The following is a 15849-nucleotide window of genomic DNA, read 5'->3' on the forward strand; positions in this document are numbered from 1 at the left end:
GTGGGCGGAAGTGCCGCGCACAGCGTGCGGGCTGCCGCATTCTAGCAATGTGGGGCACGCATTTGCCCCGAAAGGCGCTCACGGCCCCCGGCCGCGTCCCTATAATGCGCACATGCGAACCGATTCCTATTCACGCTTGTCCGGCGCCCAGGCCCGCAGCCGGCCGGCGACTCGCGCAGGTGTTGCTGACGTCACTGGCGCTGGCGCCGCTGTCATCGAGGTCGACCATATCCGTCACGCTTTTGGCCGCCATGTGGTGGTCAAGGGGCTGTCGTTCTCGGTGGCGCGCGGCAATATCGCCTGCCTGCTGGGGCCCAGCGGCTGCGGCAAGACCACGGTGCTGCGTGCCATCGCCGGTTTCGAGCCGCTGCAGGACGGCCGCATCGTGCTGGACGGGCAGGTCGTGTCGTCGTCCGGGGCGATGCTGGCGCCGGAGCAGCGCCGCATCGGCATGGTGTTCCAGGACTATGCACTGTTCCCGCACCTGGACGTGGCGGCCAACGTGGGTTTCGGCCTGGTGCGCGCCAGCCGCGCCGGGCGCGCGGCGCGCGTGGACGAGGTGCTGCAGCTGGTCGGACTGGCCGGCGCGGGCCGCAAATATCCGCATGAGCTTTCCGGCGGCCAGCAGCAGCGCGTGGCGTTGGCGCGCGCGCTGGCACCGCGCCCGGAGCTGCTGCTGCTCGACGAGCCGTTCTCCAACCTCGACGTCGACCTGCGCGAACGCCTGAGCCTGGAGGTGCGCGCGATCCTGAAGGCGCAGGGCACCACCGCGATTCTGGTCACCCACGACCAGCACGAGGCCTTTGCCATGGCCGACGAGATCGGCGTCATGCACGACGGGGTGATCGAGCAGTGGGGCAGCGCGCACGACCTCTACCACCGGCCGACATCGCGCTTTGTCGCGGGCTTTATCGGGCAGGGCGTGCTGATGGCGGGGCGGTTGCGCGAGACCGCGGAGATTGAACTGGAACTGGGCCTGCTGCGCCCCGCGGCGCCGCTGGCGCTGCCCGCTGGCGCCGCCGTAGACGTGCTGGTGCGCCCCGATGACATCATCCACGACGACGCCAGCCCGATGCGCGCCGAGGTGGTCCACAAGGCCTTCCGCGGCGCCGAGATCCTGTACACGCTGCGCCTGGCCAGCGGCGGCCGCGTACTGGCGCTGGTGCCGTCCCACCACAACCATGCCGTGGGCGAGCGCATCGGCATCCGTGTCGAGATCGAGGATGTGGTGGCATTTGCCGCCTAGCGTGCCACGCCGGGGCAGGGCGCCGATGGTCTACACTGTGGCGTTCTGCATTCACAAGGCTTGAATACCGTGGCGGACACGCTGTTTTCCGATACTCCCGACCGTTCCCGGCAACCGCTGGCCGAGCGCCTGCGCCCGCGCACCATCGACGAGGTGATCGGGCAACAGCACCTGCTCGGTGCGGGCAAGCCGCTGCGCGTGGCGTTCGAGTCCGGCGAGCCGCATTCGATGATCCTGTGGGGCCCTCCGGGCGTGGGCAAGACCACGCTGGCGCGGCTGATGGCCAGTGCCTTCGACGCCGAGTTCATCGCGCTGTCGGCGGTGCTGTCGGGGGTCAAGGACATCCGTGAGGCGGTCGAGCGCGCCGAGCAGTTTCGCGCGCACGGCCGGCGCACGCTGGTGTTCGTCGACGAAGTCCACCGTTTCAACAAGAGCCAGCAGGATGCCTTCCTGCCGCATGTGGAAAGCGGGCTCTTCACCTTTATCGGCGCCACCACCGAGAACCCCTCGTTCGAAGTCAACGGTGCCTTGTTGTCGCGCGCTGCGGTCTATGTGCTCAAGAGCCTGGACGATGCCGAGCTGACCCAGCTGGCGCTGCGCGCCAGCGAAGAACTCGGCGCACAGGCGGGCGACCTGAGCTGGCAGGACGAAGCACTGCAGCTGATCGTGGCCTCGGCCGATGGCGACGGGCGCAAGCTGCTGAACAATATCGAGATCGTGGCGCGTGCCGCGCGCACCGCCGGCGCCGCGCAGATCGATACCGCGCTGCTGGGCAGCGCGCTGTCGGAAAACCTGCGCCGCTTCGACAAGGGCGGCGACGCCTTCTACGACCAGATCAGCGCGCTGCACAAGTCCGTGCGCGGCTCGGACCCGGACGCGGCGCTGTACTGGTTCTGCCGCATGATCGACGGCGGCGCCGACCCGCGCTACCTGGCGCGGCGCATCGTGCGCATGGCATGGGAGGATATCGGCCTGGCCGATCCCCGTGCCGCCCGCATCACGCTGGACGCGGCCGAGACCTATGAGCGCCTTGGCTCGCCCGAGGGCGAGCTGGCGCTGGGCCAGGCCCTGATCTACCTGGCCGTGGCGCCCAAGTCCAACGCCGGCTACAACGCCTACAACGCGGCGCGCGCCTTCGTCGCCAAGGACAAGTCGCGCGCGGTGCCGGTGCACCTGCGCAACGCGCCGACCAAGCTGATGAAGGAGCTTGGCCACGGCCACGCCTACCGCTACGCGCACGACGAGCCCGAGGCCTACGCCGCCGGCGAGCACTACTTCCCGGACGACCTCAAGGCCCAGGACTGGTACCAGCCGGTGCCGCGCGGGCTGGAGGGCAAGATCGCCGAGAAGCTGCGCCACCTGCGCGAGCTGGATGCCGCCTGGCATCGCGAGCAGCGCGTGGCCAAGCCAAAGGACGGCGGCAAGGGCGGGGAGTGAGCGGTGGCGTGAGCCGGCAACACGGCGCTGGCCTGGCATCGCCCGGTTCGCGCCGGACGGGGCCGGTGCAGTAAAATGGCGGGTCCGCCGGCATGTCGCTGGCCCTGCACTTCACCAAAGCAACATGCTCGACATCCAGCTGTTCCGCAAAGACATCGACGCCGTGGCGCAACGCCTTGCCACGCGCGGCTACCAACTCGACGTTGCGGCGTTCCAGGCACTTGAAGCCGAACGCAAGCAACTGCAGACCCAGACCGAGGAACTGCAGGCGCGCCGCAACAGCCTGTCCAAGCAGATCGGCATGCTCAAGGGCAAGGGCGAGGACGCCTCGGCCGTGATGGCGGAAGTTGGCGGCATCGGCGACACGCTCAAGGCCTCGGCCGCGCGGCTGGACGAGATCCAGGCGCACCTGGCCGAGCTGATGCTGGCCATCCCCAACCTGCCGCATGAAAGCGTGCCGGTGGGCAACGACGAAACCCAGAACGTTGAAGTGCGCCGCGTGGGCGAGCCGCGCCAGTTTGACTTCGCCGTGCGCGATCACGTCGACGTGGGCGAGAAGCTGGGCCTGGACTTCGACACCGCGGTCAAGGTCACCGGTTCGCGCTTCTCGATGTTGCGCGGCGGCCTGGCGCGCATGAACCGCGCGCTGGTCCAGCTGATGCTCGACACCCATACGCAGGAACACGGCTACACCGAGATGTACGTGCCGTACATGGTCAACGCCGCCTCGATGCGCGGCACCGGCCAGCTGCCCAAGTTCGAGGAAGACCTGTTCAAGGTGCCGCGCAAGGTCGGCAGCGAAGACGGCGAGCGCATCGAGAACTTCTACCTGATCCCGACCGCCGAGGTGCCGCTGACCAATATCGTGCGCGACGCCATCGTCGCCGGCGAGAAGCTGCCGCTGCGCTTTGTCGCGCATACGCCGTGCTTTCGCTCGGAGGCCGGCTCGTATGGCAAGGACACGCGCGGCATGATTCGCCAGCACCAGTTCGACAAGGTCGAGCTGGTGCAGGTGGTGCCGGCCGCGCAGTCGTTCGAGGCGCTGGAACAACTGACCGGCCACGCCGAGGCAATCCTGAAGAAGCTGGAGCTGCCGTTCCGCACCATCGTGCTGTGCACCGGCGACATGGGCTTCGGCAGCACCAAGACCTACGACCTCGAAGTGTGGATCCCCGCGCAGAACACCTACCGCGAGATCAGCTCGTGCTCGAATATGGGCGACTTCCAGGCGCGCCGCATGCAGGCGCGCATGCGCGCGGGGCAGGGCAAGCCGGAGCTGGTGCACACCCTCAACGGCTCCGGGCTGGCCGTGGGCCGCACGCTGGTGGCGATCCTCGAGAACTACCAGAACGCAGACGGCTCTGTCACCGTGCCGGCCGCGCTGCAGCCGTACATGGGCGGCATCACCCGCCTGGAACCGGAGATATAAAGCGAACCGAAAAAATCCGCTGCCAGCCTATTGCATTGGTTGGCCGGACATGGCTATAATTTTGGTTTCGCCACACGGCAACAAGTTACCGGAGAGGTGGCAGAGTGGTCGAATGTACCTGACTCGAAATCAGGCGTACCGGCGACGGTACCGTGGGTTCGAATCCCACCCTCTCCGCCAAAATAAGAAGCTGCCCGGCTCGACCACCGGACAGGCAAAAACAGTGTAGTAAAACTCAGGCCGACGCCCACGAAAGTGCGCGTCGGTTTTGTTTTTCTGGCGCGCCCCCCTCCGAGGGATGGCGCAAGCGCTGGCCGACGTACGCGATGGACTCCCGCATGGGGAGCCGCCGGCTGGCGATACGGGCCTGGTTTCGTGCGGCACGTGCGTCGACTCGCTGGCAACCAGTTCGAACATGACTAGACGCCCAGCGGATAAACGTCCTTATTGCTAAATGCCCGAGCGATCAAGCCGTGCTGAAGATAAGCTGATAACGGGCCCCCTCCTCCTGAGACTTGCCAGCCCTCCTACTTTTGGCGGATGCCTCCCGTGGCAGAACTGTCGCAAGATTTAGCGAAGCCTTACCCGGGGGGGGGAGTCATGAGGCGTTTAAATGTGGCGGTTCCAGCCACCACCTTGTTGCCGGGCGCGTGCGCCACGACTTCCTGCCAACGCAACGACTACAAGTCATATGTTGTCGGGTGGGAGGCAACAACGTCCACCGGCAGCGAGATGTTCTTCGACCAGAATGGGTGCGCCGTCGGGCAGCGATTCTGGACAGGACTGCTTAACTCGCCGGACGGCTGGATGACAGCCCAAACCATGTCGGACGATTGCTCTCGCAATGAGCTCATCTGTTCGGGCGCTTCCGGGACGGCCATTGGGCCAATCCATCGCGAGTTCCGGCAGGGCTATGCTGCGCCAGCCTTTTACCAAAGCGTGAAGTGTGACTTCGCACAGTCCAAGACCGTGCAGGCCCAGAACTACGCCCAGGACATCCTCGCGGCGGACACAAGCAGGTCAAGTACAAGGACCTCCGCGAACGATATGGGGTGGGTGTGGGGTCATAACGCCGAGATTGGAGCAAAGAAAGTGCAGGCAGGTCGGCTCGCCGAAGGTTGGCGAGTGGATGCGCCATGCGTCCTCAAGCATGCCTAGGTTTGCCGTCGTACGGTTCCGGGGGGGGCTGCAAAATGACAATCGATACTAGGGTGTTTACCCGCAGCGACGCTATTCGATGGGCGATTGTGCTCGTGATTCTGGTGCTGGATTTTGTCTGGCTGATGGCCAGCGGGCGTTCGGTGACGCATAGCGGTCTAGTCTCGCGTTGCCTGGCGGTGGCCATGCTGGCGGCCATCTCCCTGGTGCTGAGTTTGATTGCGGGCCTGCCACGCATAACGACGACTTCGCGCGGATTGCACTACCGACGCCTGGCACTGGTAGCGCAGTGTGGCGCGTTGCTGGTCGCATTCACCAGTGTCACGTGCGTCTTGTCCTACTTGCTTGTCACGCTGGCCCCTCCATTGGTGGACGCCAGGCTGGCGGCATTGGATGCGATGCTAGGCTTTGATTGGCTGCGGGCCTATGCCTGGGTGCGGGCGCAGTCGACGCTGAACGTCGTTTTGCAGTTGGCCTACGCCAGCGGTCTGCCTCAACTGGTGCTGGTGCCAATGCTAGTCGGATTGCTTGGGCGGGCTGCTTACTTGCGGGAGTTCCTTTCCAATCTGATGCTCTCATCCGTGCTCCTGCTGCTGATTGCGGCACCGTGGCCGGCCGCGGGGGCCTTCGTTTTCTTCGGCGTGGCGAGTCCTGCAGAAATGGCGACCGTTTCACACTTCAGCGCGCTGCGTGAAGGGTCGATGCGGGTGTTCGACCTCGCACAAATGCAGGGCCTGGTATCGCTTCCCTCCTATCACACGGCCATGGCGCTGTTCTTTGTGCAGGCGATGCGCTGGACGCGGGTGGGCGTGGTGATCATCGGCCTGCTTAACCTGTTGATGATCGTGTCTACACCCACCGAGGGTGGCCACTTTCTTATCGATGTTGTGGCTGGCGTGGGATTGTGGGTGGTGACAGCAGGCGCGCTGCGCTTGCTTGCCGGCAGGGGCGCGCCAGTAAGGGCGGAACCAGCCGCAGCGCCTCAGCCGGTCTGAGCCGGAGCGCGCCGCATGCCCTTTTTGCATTGGCTGGCTGTGCGGCTGAGGAGGTGTGTTTCGGATGTATTCGAACCACGAACGCACGACCGACAAGAATAATCGTCGGCTGGAGGGGGGAACCATGAAATCGAGAAACTTGATCGCAACCGCATTGCCGACGGCAACACGGGTTCAAGACGGCGGCAAAGCCCCGGCGGATGCCACTGCGCCACGTTGGACGCATACCCTCTGCATCTTGTTTTTCTTTTCCGGTTTTCCGGCTCTTATTTACCAGCTGATATGGCAACGCGCTCTGTTTCGGATTCTTGGTGTCAATATCGAGTCGGTGACTATCGTTGTCACCGCCTTCATGCTGGGGCTTGGGCTCGGCAGTCTCGCGGGCGGGTTGCTGTCGAAACGACGCGGCCTTGCCTTGCTTCCGCTGCTGGCTGCCATCGAGCTTCTCACTGGAGCCTTCGGCCTCGTGTCGCTTGATGTTTTCGACCGGGTTGGCACCCTTGCGCTGGGTCTGCCGTTAAGCGCGACAGCGGCAGTGGCGTTGGCGCTGGTGCTGGTGCCGACGCTGCTCATGGGCGCCACGCTGCCGGTCCTGGTCGGTCATCTGGCTCGACGCTCTGGTAACGTCGGCAGCTCCGTCGGCTTGCTCTACTACGTCAATACCTTGGGGGCTGGCGTCGCTTGCCTAGTCTGTACGGCGTTGCTGTTCCCTTTTCTCGGCATGCAGGCTGCGGTGTACGTGGCGGTTGCCATCAATGCAGCGGTGGCGGTCGGGGCGTTGGTCGCGCACTGGCGCGACAGTGGTGGGGGCGATACGGGCGCGGCACAATCGCAGGTTCTACCGACTGCTACACCGGCCCTGCCCTTTGGCGCGGTGCTGGCCCTGGCTTGTGCTGGCGGGGCGATCTCGCTCTCATATGAGATCTTCTTCTTCCGCACGGTGTCTTATGCCTCCGGGAGCGGCGCCTCGGCTTTCGCGGCTACCTTGGGAGCATTTTTGATCGGCATCGCCTCGGGATCGCGCCAGGCGGGGGAGTGGTGCGGCGGGGCGCTCGAGGACGGCATGCGGCAGTTGGCAGGCTCGCTGTTCAAGGCCAATCTGGCGGGCTTGCTGTTTCTGCCACTGCTGGCGCATTTCCCCGTGCCCGGTGGCGCGCAGCTTGGCGTCTCGCTGCTGGCGGTGTTCGTGGTGGCCCGCAACTGGGGAGCGCTGCTACCTTGCCTGGCCCATTGGGGCGTGTCCCCCGATGGCCATGCCGGCATGCGCATTGCGCTACTCTATCTCGCCAACATAGTCGGCTCTGTCACGGGCAGCATCCTTACCGGGTTTGTCCTGATGGAGCATCTCGGACTGGTCAGCATTTCCATGGTGCTGGTGGGGGCTGGTGTCGCATGTTCCTTGTTGCTGCACGTATGGCTGCCTCTGCCACCGGTGGTGAAGCGCTGGCATGTCGGCTGGGCCGCCGCTATCGGCATGTTGACCGTAGCGGCGCTGCCTGCGCTTAGTAACGGCGTACTGGAAACGCTGTTATGGAAAGGTTCACCCGACGCCAAGGGGCCTTTCGCCCACGTGATCGAAACCCGCAGCGGCATCATCACAGTCGATCGGGAGGGTACGGTGTATGGCGGCGGTATGTATGACGGCCGTTTTAACGTCGATCTGCGGCATGACACAAATGGCATCTTTCGTCCCTATGCGCTGAACCTGTTCCACCGCCACCCGCGCGACGTGCTGATGATCGGACTTTCATCCGGTTCGTGGGCGCAGGTGATTGCCAACAATCCGGAAGTGCGATCGCTGACAATCGTGGAGATCAATCCCGGCTACGTTGAGTTGGTGGCGGGTTCGGCGGAAGTTGCATCGATACTGAGCAACCCCAAGGTGACTCTCGTGATTGACGACGGACGCCGCTGGTTGCGCATGAACCGCGAACGGCGCTTTGACGCTATCGTCTCTAATACGACTTGGCATTTCAGGGCCAATGCCACTAATCTGCTGTCCGCCGAATTCCTTCAACTGGCCGATGCCCACTTGACGCCAGGGGGAGTCCTTTACTACAACACCACCGATTCGGAGCGGGTTCAGCGCACGGCTTGTCTGGCATTCCCCCACGGGGCGCGTTTCAGCAACCATATGGTTGTGTCGCGTGCACCGCTGGCCTGGGACTTCGAACACCTCCGCCGCACTCTGGAAGCCTATCGCATCGATGGCCGGCCGATCGTCGACGTGGGTCGCGGCCAAGACCGCATCGTCGCAAATGCCTGGATGACCCAGTGGGAATCCTCGCTGCACGCTGACAGCTCTCATCGCGATGATCCCATGGAAACCTGTCCGCGCATCCTGGCCCGCACCGTTGGGCTGAGGCAGGTCACCGACGACAATATGGGTACCGAATGGCGTCACTTGATGGGTCTCGAGTGAGCGCTGTCGATCCGATAAAGGTGCTGCTGGATTTCCTCGTCGACCGACTGGATATGGTCGTCGCTGCAATCGCAGTTCCTGGCCTCAAGACAGACGCGAGATCGGCCGACGCCCACGAAAGTGCGCGTCGGTTTTGCCTTTCCGAGGCCAGTTCTTTATGCGGCGGGCATGGGCCGCCGCACTGGCCTGCGTACCGGACGCGCTGCCGGGTGCACTATCATGGCGATCCGCAACGCAGGATGCCGCACCATGACACAGCCACCCGCCAGCCAACCCCCAGCACCGGCCTTCCACGGCGATCCGGCCGAACTGCCGGCCGACCCCAACCTGGTCGCCGGCATGCCGTACCGGCACTACAAGGGCGGCGCCTACACGGCAGTCGGCATCGGCCGCTTCGAGGCCGATCTCGCGCCCGTGGTGGTCTACCGCGCGATGCGCGATCCCTCATTGCTGTGGGTGCGCCGCGCCGATGTGTTCAGTGAACCGGTGGCCACGCCGCAGGGCGAGGTGCCGCGCTTTGCGCCCGCCTGGCCCGCGGCGCTGGCGTGCCTGGACTTCCTGCCCCGCCAGGCGGTGCTCGATGTGCTGGCGCTGCACGATACGCCGTACCGGCACTACCACGACAGCCGCCATATCCTGGAGATGTTCGAGACCGCCCACGCGCGCGGCATTGCGCTGGACCGCGCGCAGGCGCTGGCGGTGCTGTGCCACGACGCGGTCTATGTGGCGGGGTGCGGGCACAACGAAGCCGCCTCAGCCGCGCTGATCGAAACGGTGGCGCCCGGCGAGGACCGCGCGGTGTTGGATCGTGCCGCGCAGATCGTGCTCGATACGCGCGGCCATGGCCCGAGCATTGCCGGCGCCGACACCGTGCTCGATCTCGACCTGCTCAGGCTGGCCGCGGCTTCGGAAATGTTCGATGCCCACAGCCTGGATGTGTTCGCCGAGAACCGCGCCATGCTGGCCGCCCGCACCGGTCTCCAGGGGGAGGCGCTGGAGACTGAATTCATGCGCCGCCGCGCGGCGTTCCTGGGCAAGCTGGCGCAGCGCCCGCGACTATTCCTGACCGACGCCTTTGCCGACTGCGAGGCGCCGGCGCGCGCCAATATCGCCCGCATCGTCGGCGCCGCGGGTGGGTCCCGTGATTGACGTGCCGGCAGGCGCGAGCGCCTTCGCCGAGGCCTGGCTCACGCCGGGCACGGCGCTCGGGCTGCTGGCGCTGTTCACGCTGGTGACGGTGCTGCTGCTGAGCCTGGTGCCGCTGCTGGTGGCGCTGTTGCGGCCGGTGGTGCGCTGGCTGGACCGGTGGCGCGTGTGGGGGGCCGGCGCACTGTCCGCGCGCGTGGCCGCACAGCCGCGCCGGCTGAGCACGCTCACGCTGCGCATGCTCGAGCGCGACATGGCCGAGCTGCTGGTGGTCCTGCTGGCCGGCGCCGTGCTGCTGGCCTGCGGCAGCGCCCTGTTCTGGCTGGCCGGCGAGGTCGCAGAAAGCGGGGGCGTGGTGCGCATCGACCAGATCGTGTTTGCATGGCTGCGTGCCTTGCGTACCGACTGGCTCGATATCGCAATGGTGGCAGTGACCGAACTGGGCGGCGCGCGCATTTCCCTGACGGTGGGCGTGGCGGTGTTCGCGTGGCTGTGCTGGCGGCGCGCCTGGACCGTGGCCCTGTACTGGGCCGCCGCGCTGCTGGGGGCGCGCGCCTGCGTGATGGCGCTCAAGCTGGGCATGGCGCGCATGCGCCCGGCCAGCATCTACAGCGGCCTGGAATCGTATTCCTTCCCCAGCGGACACGCCACCAGCAGCATGGTCACCTATGGCTTCCTGGCCTTCCTGATGTGCCTGCGCCAGCCGTGGCGCGTGCGCATCCCGGTGCTGGCACTGACCGTGGTGGCGGTGGCGGCGATCGGGGTATCGCGGCTGTACCTGGGCATGCACTGGCTGTCGGATGTCGCTGCAGGCTATGCGCTGGGGCTGGCATGGATCGCGCTGCTCGGCACGGCTTACCGCACGCTGCACGTGCCGGCGCCGAAGGAATCGGTGGCGCCATGGCGGCTGGGCGCGGTGGCGGCGGCAGCGGTGGTGGTGGCGTTCAGCTATGTGGCGTGGTTCCGGCTGCCGGATACGCTGGAGCGCTACCGGCAGGCCGTCGCGCCTACGCCAGCCGTGGCGGCGCTTCGGCTTCCGGCGCCTGCGGCAGGCGCGACACCAGCAGCTGGTCGATCTTGTGATGGTCGATGTCCAGCACTTCGAAGCGATAGCCCGCCACGGTGATCGACTCGGATTTCTTCGGGATGCGCTTGAGCGAATAGATCACCAGCCCGGCCGCGGTGTCGACATAGTCCTCGCCGGGCAGGGTGTCGAGATCCAGCGCCTTCTTCAGGTCCACCAGCGGGGTGAGGCCGTCGACCAACCAGGAGCTGTCGTCGCGCCGCACGATCTGCTCGTCCTCGCTGGAATACAGGATGTCTCCCATCAGCGCGCCGACGATATCGTCCAGCGTGACAATGCCCACCACCAGCCCGTATTCGTTCATCACCACGGCAAAGTTCTGGTGCATCTCGCGGAAGCGCGTGAGCGCCTCGGACAGGGTCAGCGTGTCGGGGATCACCAGCACGTTCTTGTCGTGGTGGCGGCCGATATTGTTGATCACGGTGGCGCTCTCGTCGGCCAGCAGCAGCTGCAGGATGTCCTTGGAATCGATATAGCCCTGCACGTCGTCGAGGTCGTGCCCGCACACCGGGTATTGCGCGTGCGGCTGGTTGACCAGCTTGCGGCGCACGCTGTCGGCGGGTTCGTCGAGACTCAGGTAGACCACGTCGTCGCGCGGCGTCATGATCGCGGTAATGCTCTTGAACTCGAGCTCGAACACGTTTTCGATCAGGTGGAGTTCATGCTTGTGCAGCACGCCGGCTTCGGCGCCGGCATCGACCATCGCGGCGATGTCCTCGGTGGTGATCTGGTCGACCGGCTTGGTCGGCAGGCGCAGCAGCCGCAGCGTGGCATCGGCGGCGGCGTTGAAGATCCAGACCAGCGGCTTGAGCACGCGCAGCAGCGTCAGCATCGGGTCGATCACCGCCACCGCGCACCGCTCGGGGAAGGTCATGGCGATGCGCTTGGGGATCAGGTCGGCAAACTGGATGAACAGCAGCGTCACGATCAGGAACGAGCCGATATTGGCCACGCGCTGGGCGTGGACCACCTGCATATAGGGCGACAGCGTTTCCAGCAGCAGGTCCGATACATGCTTCTCGCCGAGGATACCGGCCAGGATGGCCACGCTGTTGACGCCGATCTGCACGATCGTGAAGAAATTCCCGGGCTCTTCCTTGAGCCGCAGTACGCGCGTGGCGCGGCCATCGCCGCGCTCCGACAGGACTTGCAGCTTGGTGCGGCGCGCGGCGGTCAGCGCGATCTCGGAGACCGAGAAAAAGGCGCTGACAAGGACAAGGGCGATCAGGGTCAGGACGAACATAGGCGGTTTGGCGCACGCAGGTTGTGCCTGCAGGCGGCTTGATGATGGTGCACGCCGCGCGCGGCTGTCAATCGGACATCAGTCAGACATCAGGCGGACCTCGATCGCGGCTCCGGGGCGTGGCGTCAAAGCTGGCGGCTGGCGCTTCCAGCCGCTGCGGCAGCGTTGCGGCCAGTTCCGCGGCGGCCAGCGCAAACTGCGCGCGCAGGTCGTCGGCCAGGCTGGAGCCGGCGCGATGGCTGGCGCGCAGCATCTGGATCTCGAACGGCAGCACTGGCGCCACGTCGTGCAGCGCGACGCGCTCGGGGCTGGCGCTGAGCGCGGTGTACTGGTCCAGCAGGGTCACGCCCAGCCCCGCATCGACCAGGGCCAGCGCCAGCGAATAGGTCTGCACCTCCAGCGTCGAGCGCGGCTCCAGCGCGTGCCGGGCCAGGGTCTGGCGCACCAGCAGCCCGAGCGAGCTGTTGTCGTCATAGCCGATGAAGGCGCGCTCCATCAGCCGCTGCATCGGCACCACCTGGCGGCGCCCGCCGGCGGGCAGCGGCTGGCCGCGCGGCACCGCCAGCAGCATGCGGCCGCTGGCCACCGGCTCGCTGGCGATGGCCTCGTGGCCCGGCGGCGCAAAGGCAAAGCCCAGGTCGATCTGGTTGGCCAGCAGCGCCCCGACGATCTCGTCGGTATGGTGGGTCAGCACCTGCACCTGCGTGTCCGGGTGGCGCGCGCAGAAGCGCCGCACCGCCGGCACCAGCAGCGGGTTGGCCAGGCTGGGGGTGGCGGCCACGCGCAGCCGCCCGGCGCCCTTGTGGCGCAGGCTTTCCGAGACCCGGCGCACGCGCTCGATCTCGCCATATAGCCTTTCGACATCGCCATAGAGCGCATTGGCCTCGGGCGTGGCCTGCAGCCGGCCGCGCACCCGCTCGAACAGGCGAAAGCCGAGCGAGGCCTCGGCGTGCTGCAGCACGCGCGTGACCACCGGCTGGGACACGTGCAGCAGGCGCGCGGCCTCGCTGACGGTGCCGGTCAGCATCACGGCGCGGAAGACTTCGATCTGGCGCAAGCGCATGGCAATCCGGGAAGCGGGCAGGCATCCATAGCCTGATGACATATTCTGGCACGTATTCGCATTGGGCAATCCGCGCCGCCTGCACTACGCTTTGCCGGATCGGGAAAAAGCAATCAAGGGATGGCAATGCAGGTAGTGATCGTGGGCGCCGGCGTGGTCGGCATGACGACGGCGTGGCGCCTGGCCGAGGACGGCCACCAGGTGATGGTGCTGGAGCGCCACGACGGGCCGGCCGAGGAGACCAGCTTTGCCAATGGCGGGCAGCTCAGCTACAGCTATGTGGCGCCACTGGCCGGGCCGGGCGTGATGGCCAAGGTGCCGGGCTGGCTGCTGCGGCGCGATTCGCCGATGCGCTTCCGGCCCGCGGCCGACCCGGCGCAGTGGCGCTGGCTGGCAGCCTTCATGGGCGCCTGCAATGCCGCCACCAGTGAAGCCACCACGCGCAAGCTGCTGCGGCTGGGGTTCTATTCACGCGACCTGATGCAGGCTTTCGTGGCCCGGCACCAGCATGACGATGTTGGCGCCGGTTTCGATTTTGCGCGGCGCGGCAAACTGGTTGTGCACCGCGATGCGGCGGCGTTCGATGCGGCCTGCCGGCTGCTGGACTACCAGGCCAGCCTGGGTTGCGAGCAGCAGGCGCTGGACCGCGATGCCTGCGTGGCGCTGGAGCCCGCGCTGGCCGGCATCCGCAACGAGATTGCCGGCGCCATCTACACGCCGAGCGAGGAAGTGGGCGACTGCCACCGCTTCTGCCTGTCGCTGGCACGGTTGCTGCAAGACGGGGCGCACGCCGGGGTGTCGATGCGCTTCGGCACCGTCGTGCAAGAGCTGGTGCAGCAGGGTGGGCGCGTGACCGGCGTGCGGACCGCCAGCGGCGTGGTGCCGGCCGACGTAGTGATCGTGGCCGGCGGCATCGGCAGCGTGCCGCTGCTGCGCCCGCTGGGCGTGCGGCCGATGCTGTGGCCGCTCAAGGGCTACAGCATCACGGTGCCGCTGGCCAGCGGCACGCGCGCGCCGCATATCAGCGTGACGGACTTTGCCAACAAGATCGTCTACGCGCGCATCGGCAATACACTGCGGGTGGCGGGCATGGCCGACCTGGTGCGCGGCGGCACCCGCATCGACCCGGAGCGGGTCGGCACGCTGGTGGCACAGACACGCGCGCTGTTCGAGGGCATCGTGCCCGAGCTGCCGCTGGCGCAGCTGCAGCCGTGGGCCGGGCTGCGCCCGGCCACGCCGGACGGCCTGCCGCTGGTGGGGCCGTCGCGGGTGTCCGGGCTATGGCTGAACCTGGGCCATGGCGCGCTCGGTTTTACGCTGGCGATGGGCAGCGCCGGCCTGCTGGCCGACCGGCTGGCAGGGCGCCGTCCGGCCATCGAAGCAGAGGATTTTGATGCTGCGTGCGCCTAACGTCCTGTCCCGCTAGCGCCGCAGGCAAGTGTTGGTTCATGCCGTACCCGTGCGTCCGCAAGCCACGACGCCGTCCACGAAACATGCCTCAATGACCAAGCCCCACTACAAGGAGCGCCACATGCAATCACTGCACCCCCACCGATCCGCCACCCGCCGCGCGCTTGCGGCCGCCACGCTGCTGCTGGCCGCCGGCGCCGCCCATGCCGCCGATGGCGACACGCTGAAGAAGATCAAGGACAGCGGCGTGATCTCGCTTGGCTATCGCGAATCGTCGATCCCGTTCTCATACACCGACGGCAAGGAGGTCATGGGCTATTCGCACGAGATCCTGCTGCAGATTGTCGACAAGGTGAAGAGCGAACTGAAGATGCCCGGCCTGCAGATGCGCCTGACCCCGATCACCTCGCAGAACCGCATCCCGCTGGTGCAGAACGGCACCATCGACATCGAATGCGGCAGCACCACCAACAACCTGGAGCGCCAGAAGCAGGTGGCGTTCTCCAACAGCATGTTCGTCTACGGCATCAAGATGCTGACCAGGAAGGATTCGGGCGTGAAGGAGTTCACCGACCTGAAGGACCGCAATGTGGTCACCACCGCCGGCACCACCGGCGAGCGCCTGCTGGTCAAGATGAACGGCGAGAAGGCCATGAACATGAACCTGATCAGCACCAAGGACCACGGCCAGTCCTTCCTGATCCTGGAGACCGGCCGCGCCGCTGCCTTCGTCATGGACGAGCCGCTGCTGTACGGCGAGCGCACCAAGGCCAAGAGCGCGGCCGACTGGGTGGTGGTCGGCGCGCCGCTGCAGACCGAGAACTACGCCTGCATGTTCCGCAAGGACGATCCCTCGTTCAAGAAGCTGGCCGACGGCGTGATCGCAGACCTGCAGACCAGCGGCCGTGCCGAGAAGCTGTACAACAAGTGGTTCATGTCGCCGATCCCGCCGCGCGGCATCAACATGAACTACCCGCTCTCGGCCGACATGAAGGCGCTGTTCGCGGCGCCCAACGACAAGGCCTACCAGTAAGGGCAGGGCGCCACGGCCGGGCCGTATCAGGTCCGGCGGTTATTTAGCCATAATGAATCAGTATTTAGCGCTCGATAGTGTTTGCGGTAGTGTTGAGCCCGATATAGGCTCATAGCAGCACAACTCGCCGGCGGCCCTCACAAGCGGCCTCCGGCGCTGTCTGTCCCCCACACTGCTTATCCG

At 66.3% G+C, this 15849-nt stretch carries 11 protein-coding genes and 1 tRNA gene; 10 read left to right on the forward strand and 2 right to left on the reverse strand.

What is annotated here, in order from left to right:
- Positions 1-112: 112 nt before the first annotated feature.
- The 8 genes from AC1Q6V_RS03790 to AC1Q6V_RS03825 all read left to right on the forward strand — a co-directional run bounded on the left by AC1Q6V_RS03790 (position 113) and on the right by AC1Q6V_RS03825 (position 10959).
- Positions 113-1246 carry an ABC transporter ATP-binding protein gene (locus AC1Q6V_RS03790; protein ID WP_454750217.1) on the forward strand — a complete coding sequence of 378 codons (1134 nt, stop codon included), beginning with the start codon at positions 113-115 and terminating at the stop codon, positions 1244-1246.
- A 69-nt stretch (positions 1247-1315) separates the two neighbouring features.
- Positions 1316-2683, forward strand: a complete 1368-nt coding sequence (locus AC1Q6V_RS03795; RefSeq protein ID WP_011614682.1) for a replication-associated recombination protein A — start codon at positions 1316-1318, stop codon at positions 2681-2683.
- Between the two features lie 124 nt (positions 2684-2807).
- Positions 2808-4112: a serine--tRNA ligase gene (gene serS / locus AC1Q6V_RS03800; RefSeq protein WP_454750218.1), complete on the forward strand. Its 1305-nt coding sequence runs from the start codon at positions 2808-2810 to the stop codon at positions 4110-4112.
- Positions 4113-4202: 90 nt separating this feature from the next.
- Positions 4203-4292: transfer RNA gene (locus AC1Q6V_RS03805), tRNA-Ser, on the forward strand.
- A 1013-nt stretch (positions 4293-5305) separates the two neighbouring features.
- Positions 5306-6265: a phosphatase PAP2 family protein gene (locus AC1Q6V_RS03810; protein WP_439668631.1), complete on the forward strand. Its 960-nt coding sequence runs from the start codon at positions 5306-5308 to the stop codon at positions 6263-6265.
- 64 nt (positions 6266-6329) lie between these two features.
- A complete protein-coding gene (locus AC1Q6V_RS03815; protein ID WP_439668632.1) occupies positions 6330-8687 on the forward strand; it encodes a spermine/spermidine synthase domain-containing protein in 2358 nt (785 codons plus the stop codon).
- Positions 8688-8906: 219 nt separating this feature from the next.
- Positions 8907-9836, forward strand: coding sequence for a DUF1653 domain-containing protein (locus AC1Q6V_RS03820; protein ID WP_439668633.1), 930 nt, complete (start codon positions 8907-8909; stop codon positions 9834-9836).
- A complete protein-coding gene (locus AC1Q6V_RS03825; RefSeq protein WP_439669010.1) occupies positions 9829-10959 on the forward strand; it encodes a phosphatase PAP2 family protein in 1131 nt (376 codons plus the stop codon). The genes AC1Q6V_RS03820 and AC1Q6V_RS03825 overlap by 8 nt, the downstream gene beginning before the upstream one ends.
- Here AC1Q6V_RS03825 and paeA read toward each other — a convergent pair.
- Complete coding sequence (paeA, locus tag AC1Q6V_RS03830) at positions 10841-12160, reverse strand: polyamine export protein PaeA (RefSeq protein ID WP_010812984.1); 1320 nt, start codon at positions 12158-12160, stop codon at positions 10841-10843. The two genes, AC1Q6V_RS03825 and paeA, sit on opposite strands and share 119 nt — an antisense overlap.
- 82 nt (positions 12161-12242) lie before the next feature.
- A complete protein-coding gene (locus tag AC1Q6V_RS03835; protein WP_454750219.1) occupies positions 12243-13223 on the reverse strand; it encodes a LysR substrate-binding domain-containing protein in 981 nt (326 codons plus the stop codon).
- Positions 13224-13349: 126 nt separating this feature from the next.
- Here AC1Q6V_RS03835 and AC1Q6V_RS03840 point away from each other — a divergent pair, with 126 nt between their 5' ends.
- Complete coding sequence (locus AC1Q6V_RS03840) at positions 13350-14633, forward strand: D-amino acid dehydrogenase (RefSeq protein WP_037023958.1); 1284 nt, start codon at positions 13350-13352, stop codon at positions 14631-14633.
- 121 nt (positions 14634-14754) lie between these two features.
- Complete coding sequence (locus AC1Q6V_RS03845; RefSeq protein WP_011614688.1) at positions 14755-15666, forward strand: glutamate/aspartate ABC transporter substrate-binding protein; 912 nt, start codon at positions 14755-14757, stop codon at positions 15664-15666.
- The last annotated feature ends 183 nt before the right edge of the window (positions 15667-15849 follow it).

Source organism: Cupriavidus sp. GW823-FHT07B10, assembly GCF_058794355.1.

What these genes read in the sequence shown, in the direction of transcription:
- AC1Q6V_RS03790 (WP_454750217.1), top strand. Translation starts at nt 113, where the DNA reads ATGCGAACCGATTCCTATTCACGCTTGTCCGGCGCCCAGGCCCGCAGC.
- serS (WP_454750218.1), top strand. Translation starts at nt 2,808, where the DNA reads ATGCTCGACATCCAGCTGTTCCGCAAAGACATCGACGCCGTGGCGCAA.
- AC1Q6V_RS03810 (WP_439668631.1), top strand. Translation starts at nt 5,306, where the DNA reads ATGACAATCGATACTAGGGTGTTTACCCGCAGCGACGCTATTCGATGG.
- AC1Q6V_RS03815 (WP_439668632.1), top strand. Translation starts at nt 6,330, where the DNA reads ATGTATTCGAACCACGAACGCACGACCGACAAGAATAATCGTCGGCTG.
- AC1Q6V_RS03820 (WP_439668633.1), top strand. Translation starts at nt 8,907, where the DNA reads ATGGCGATCCGCAACGCAGGATGCCGCACCATGACACAGCCACCCGCC.
- paeA (WP_010812984.1), bottom strand. Translation starts at nt 12,160, where the DNA reads ATGTTCGTCCTGACCCTGATCGCCCTTGTCCTTGTCAGCGCCTTTTTC.
- AC1Q6V_RS03835 (WP_454750219.1), bottom strand. Translation starts at nt 13,223, where the DNA reads ATGCGCTTGCGCCAGATCGAAGTCTTCCGCGCCGTGATGCTGACCGGC.
- AC1Q6V_RS03840 (WP_037023958.1), top strand. Translation starts at nt 13,350, where the DNA reads ATGCAGGTAGTGATCGTGGGCGCCGGCGTGGTCGGCATGACGACGGCG.
- AC1Q6V_RS03845 (WP_011614688.1), top strand. Translation starts at nt 14,755, where the DNA reads ATGCAATCACTGCACCCCCACCGATCCGCCACCCGCCGCGCGCTTGCG.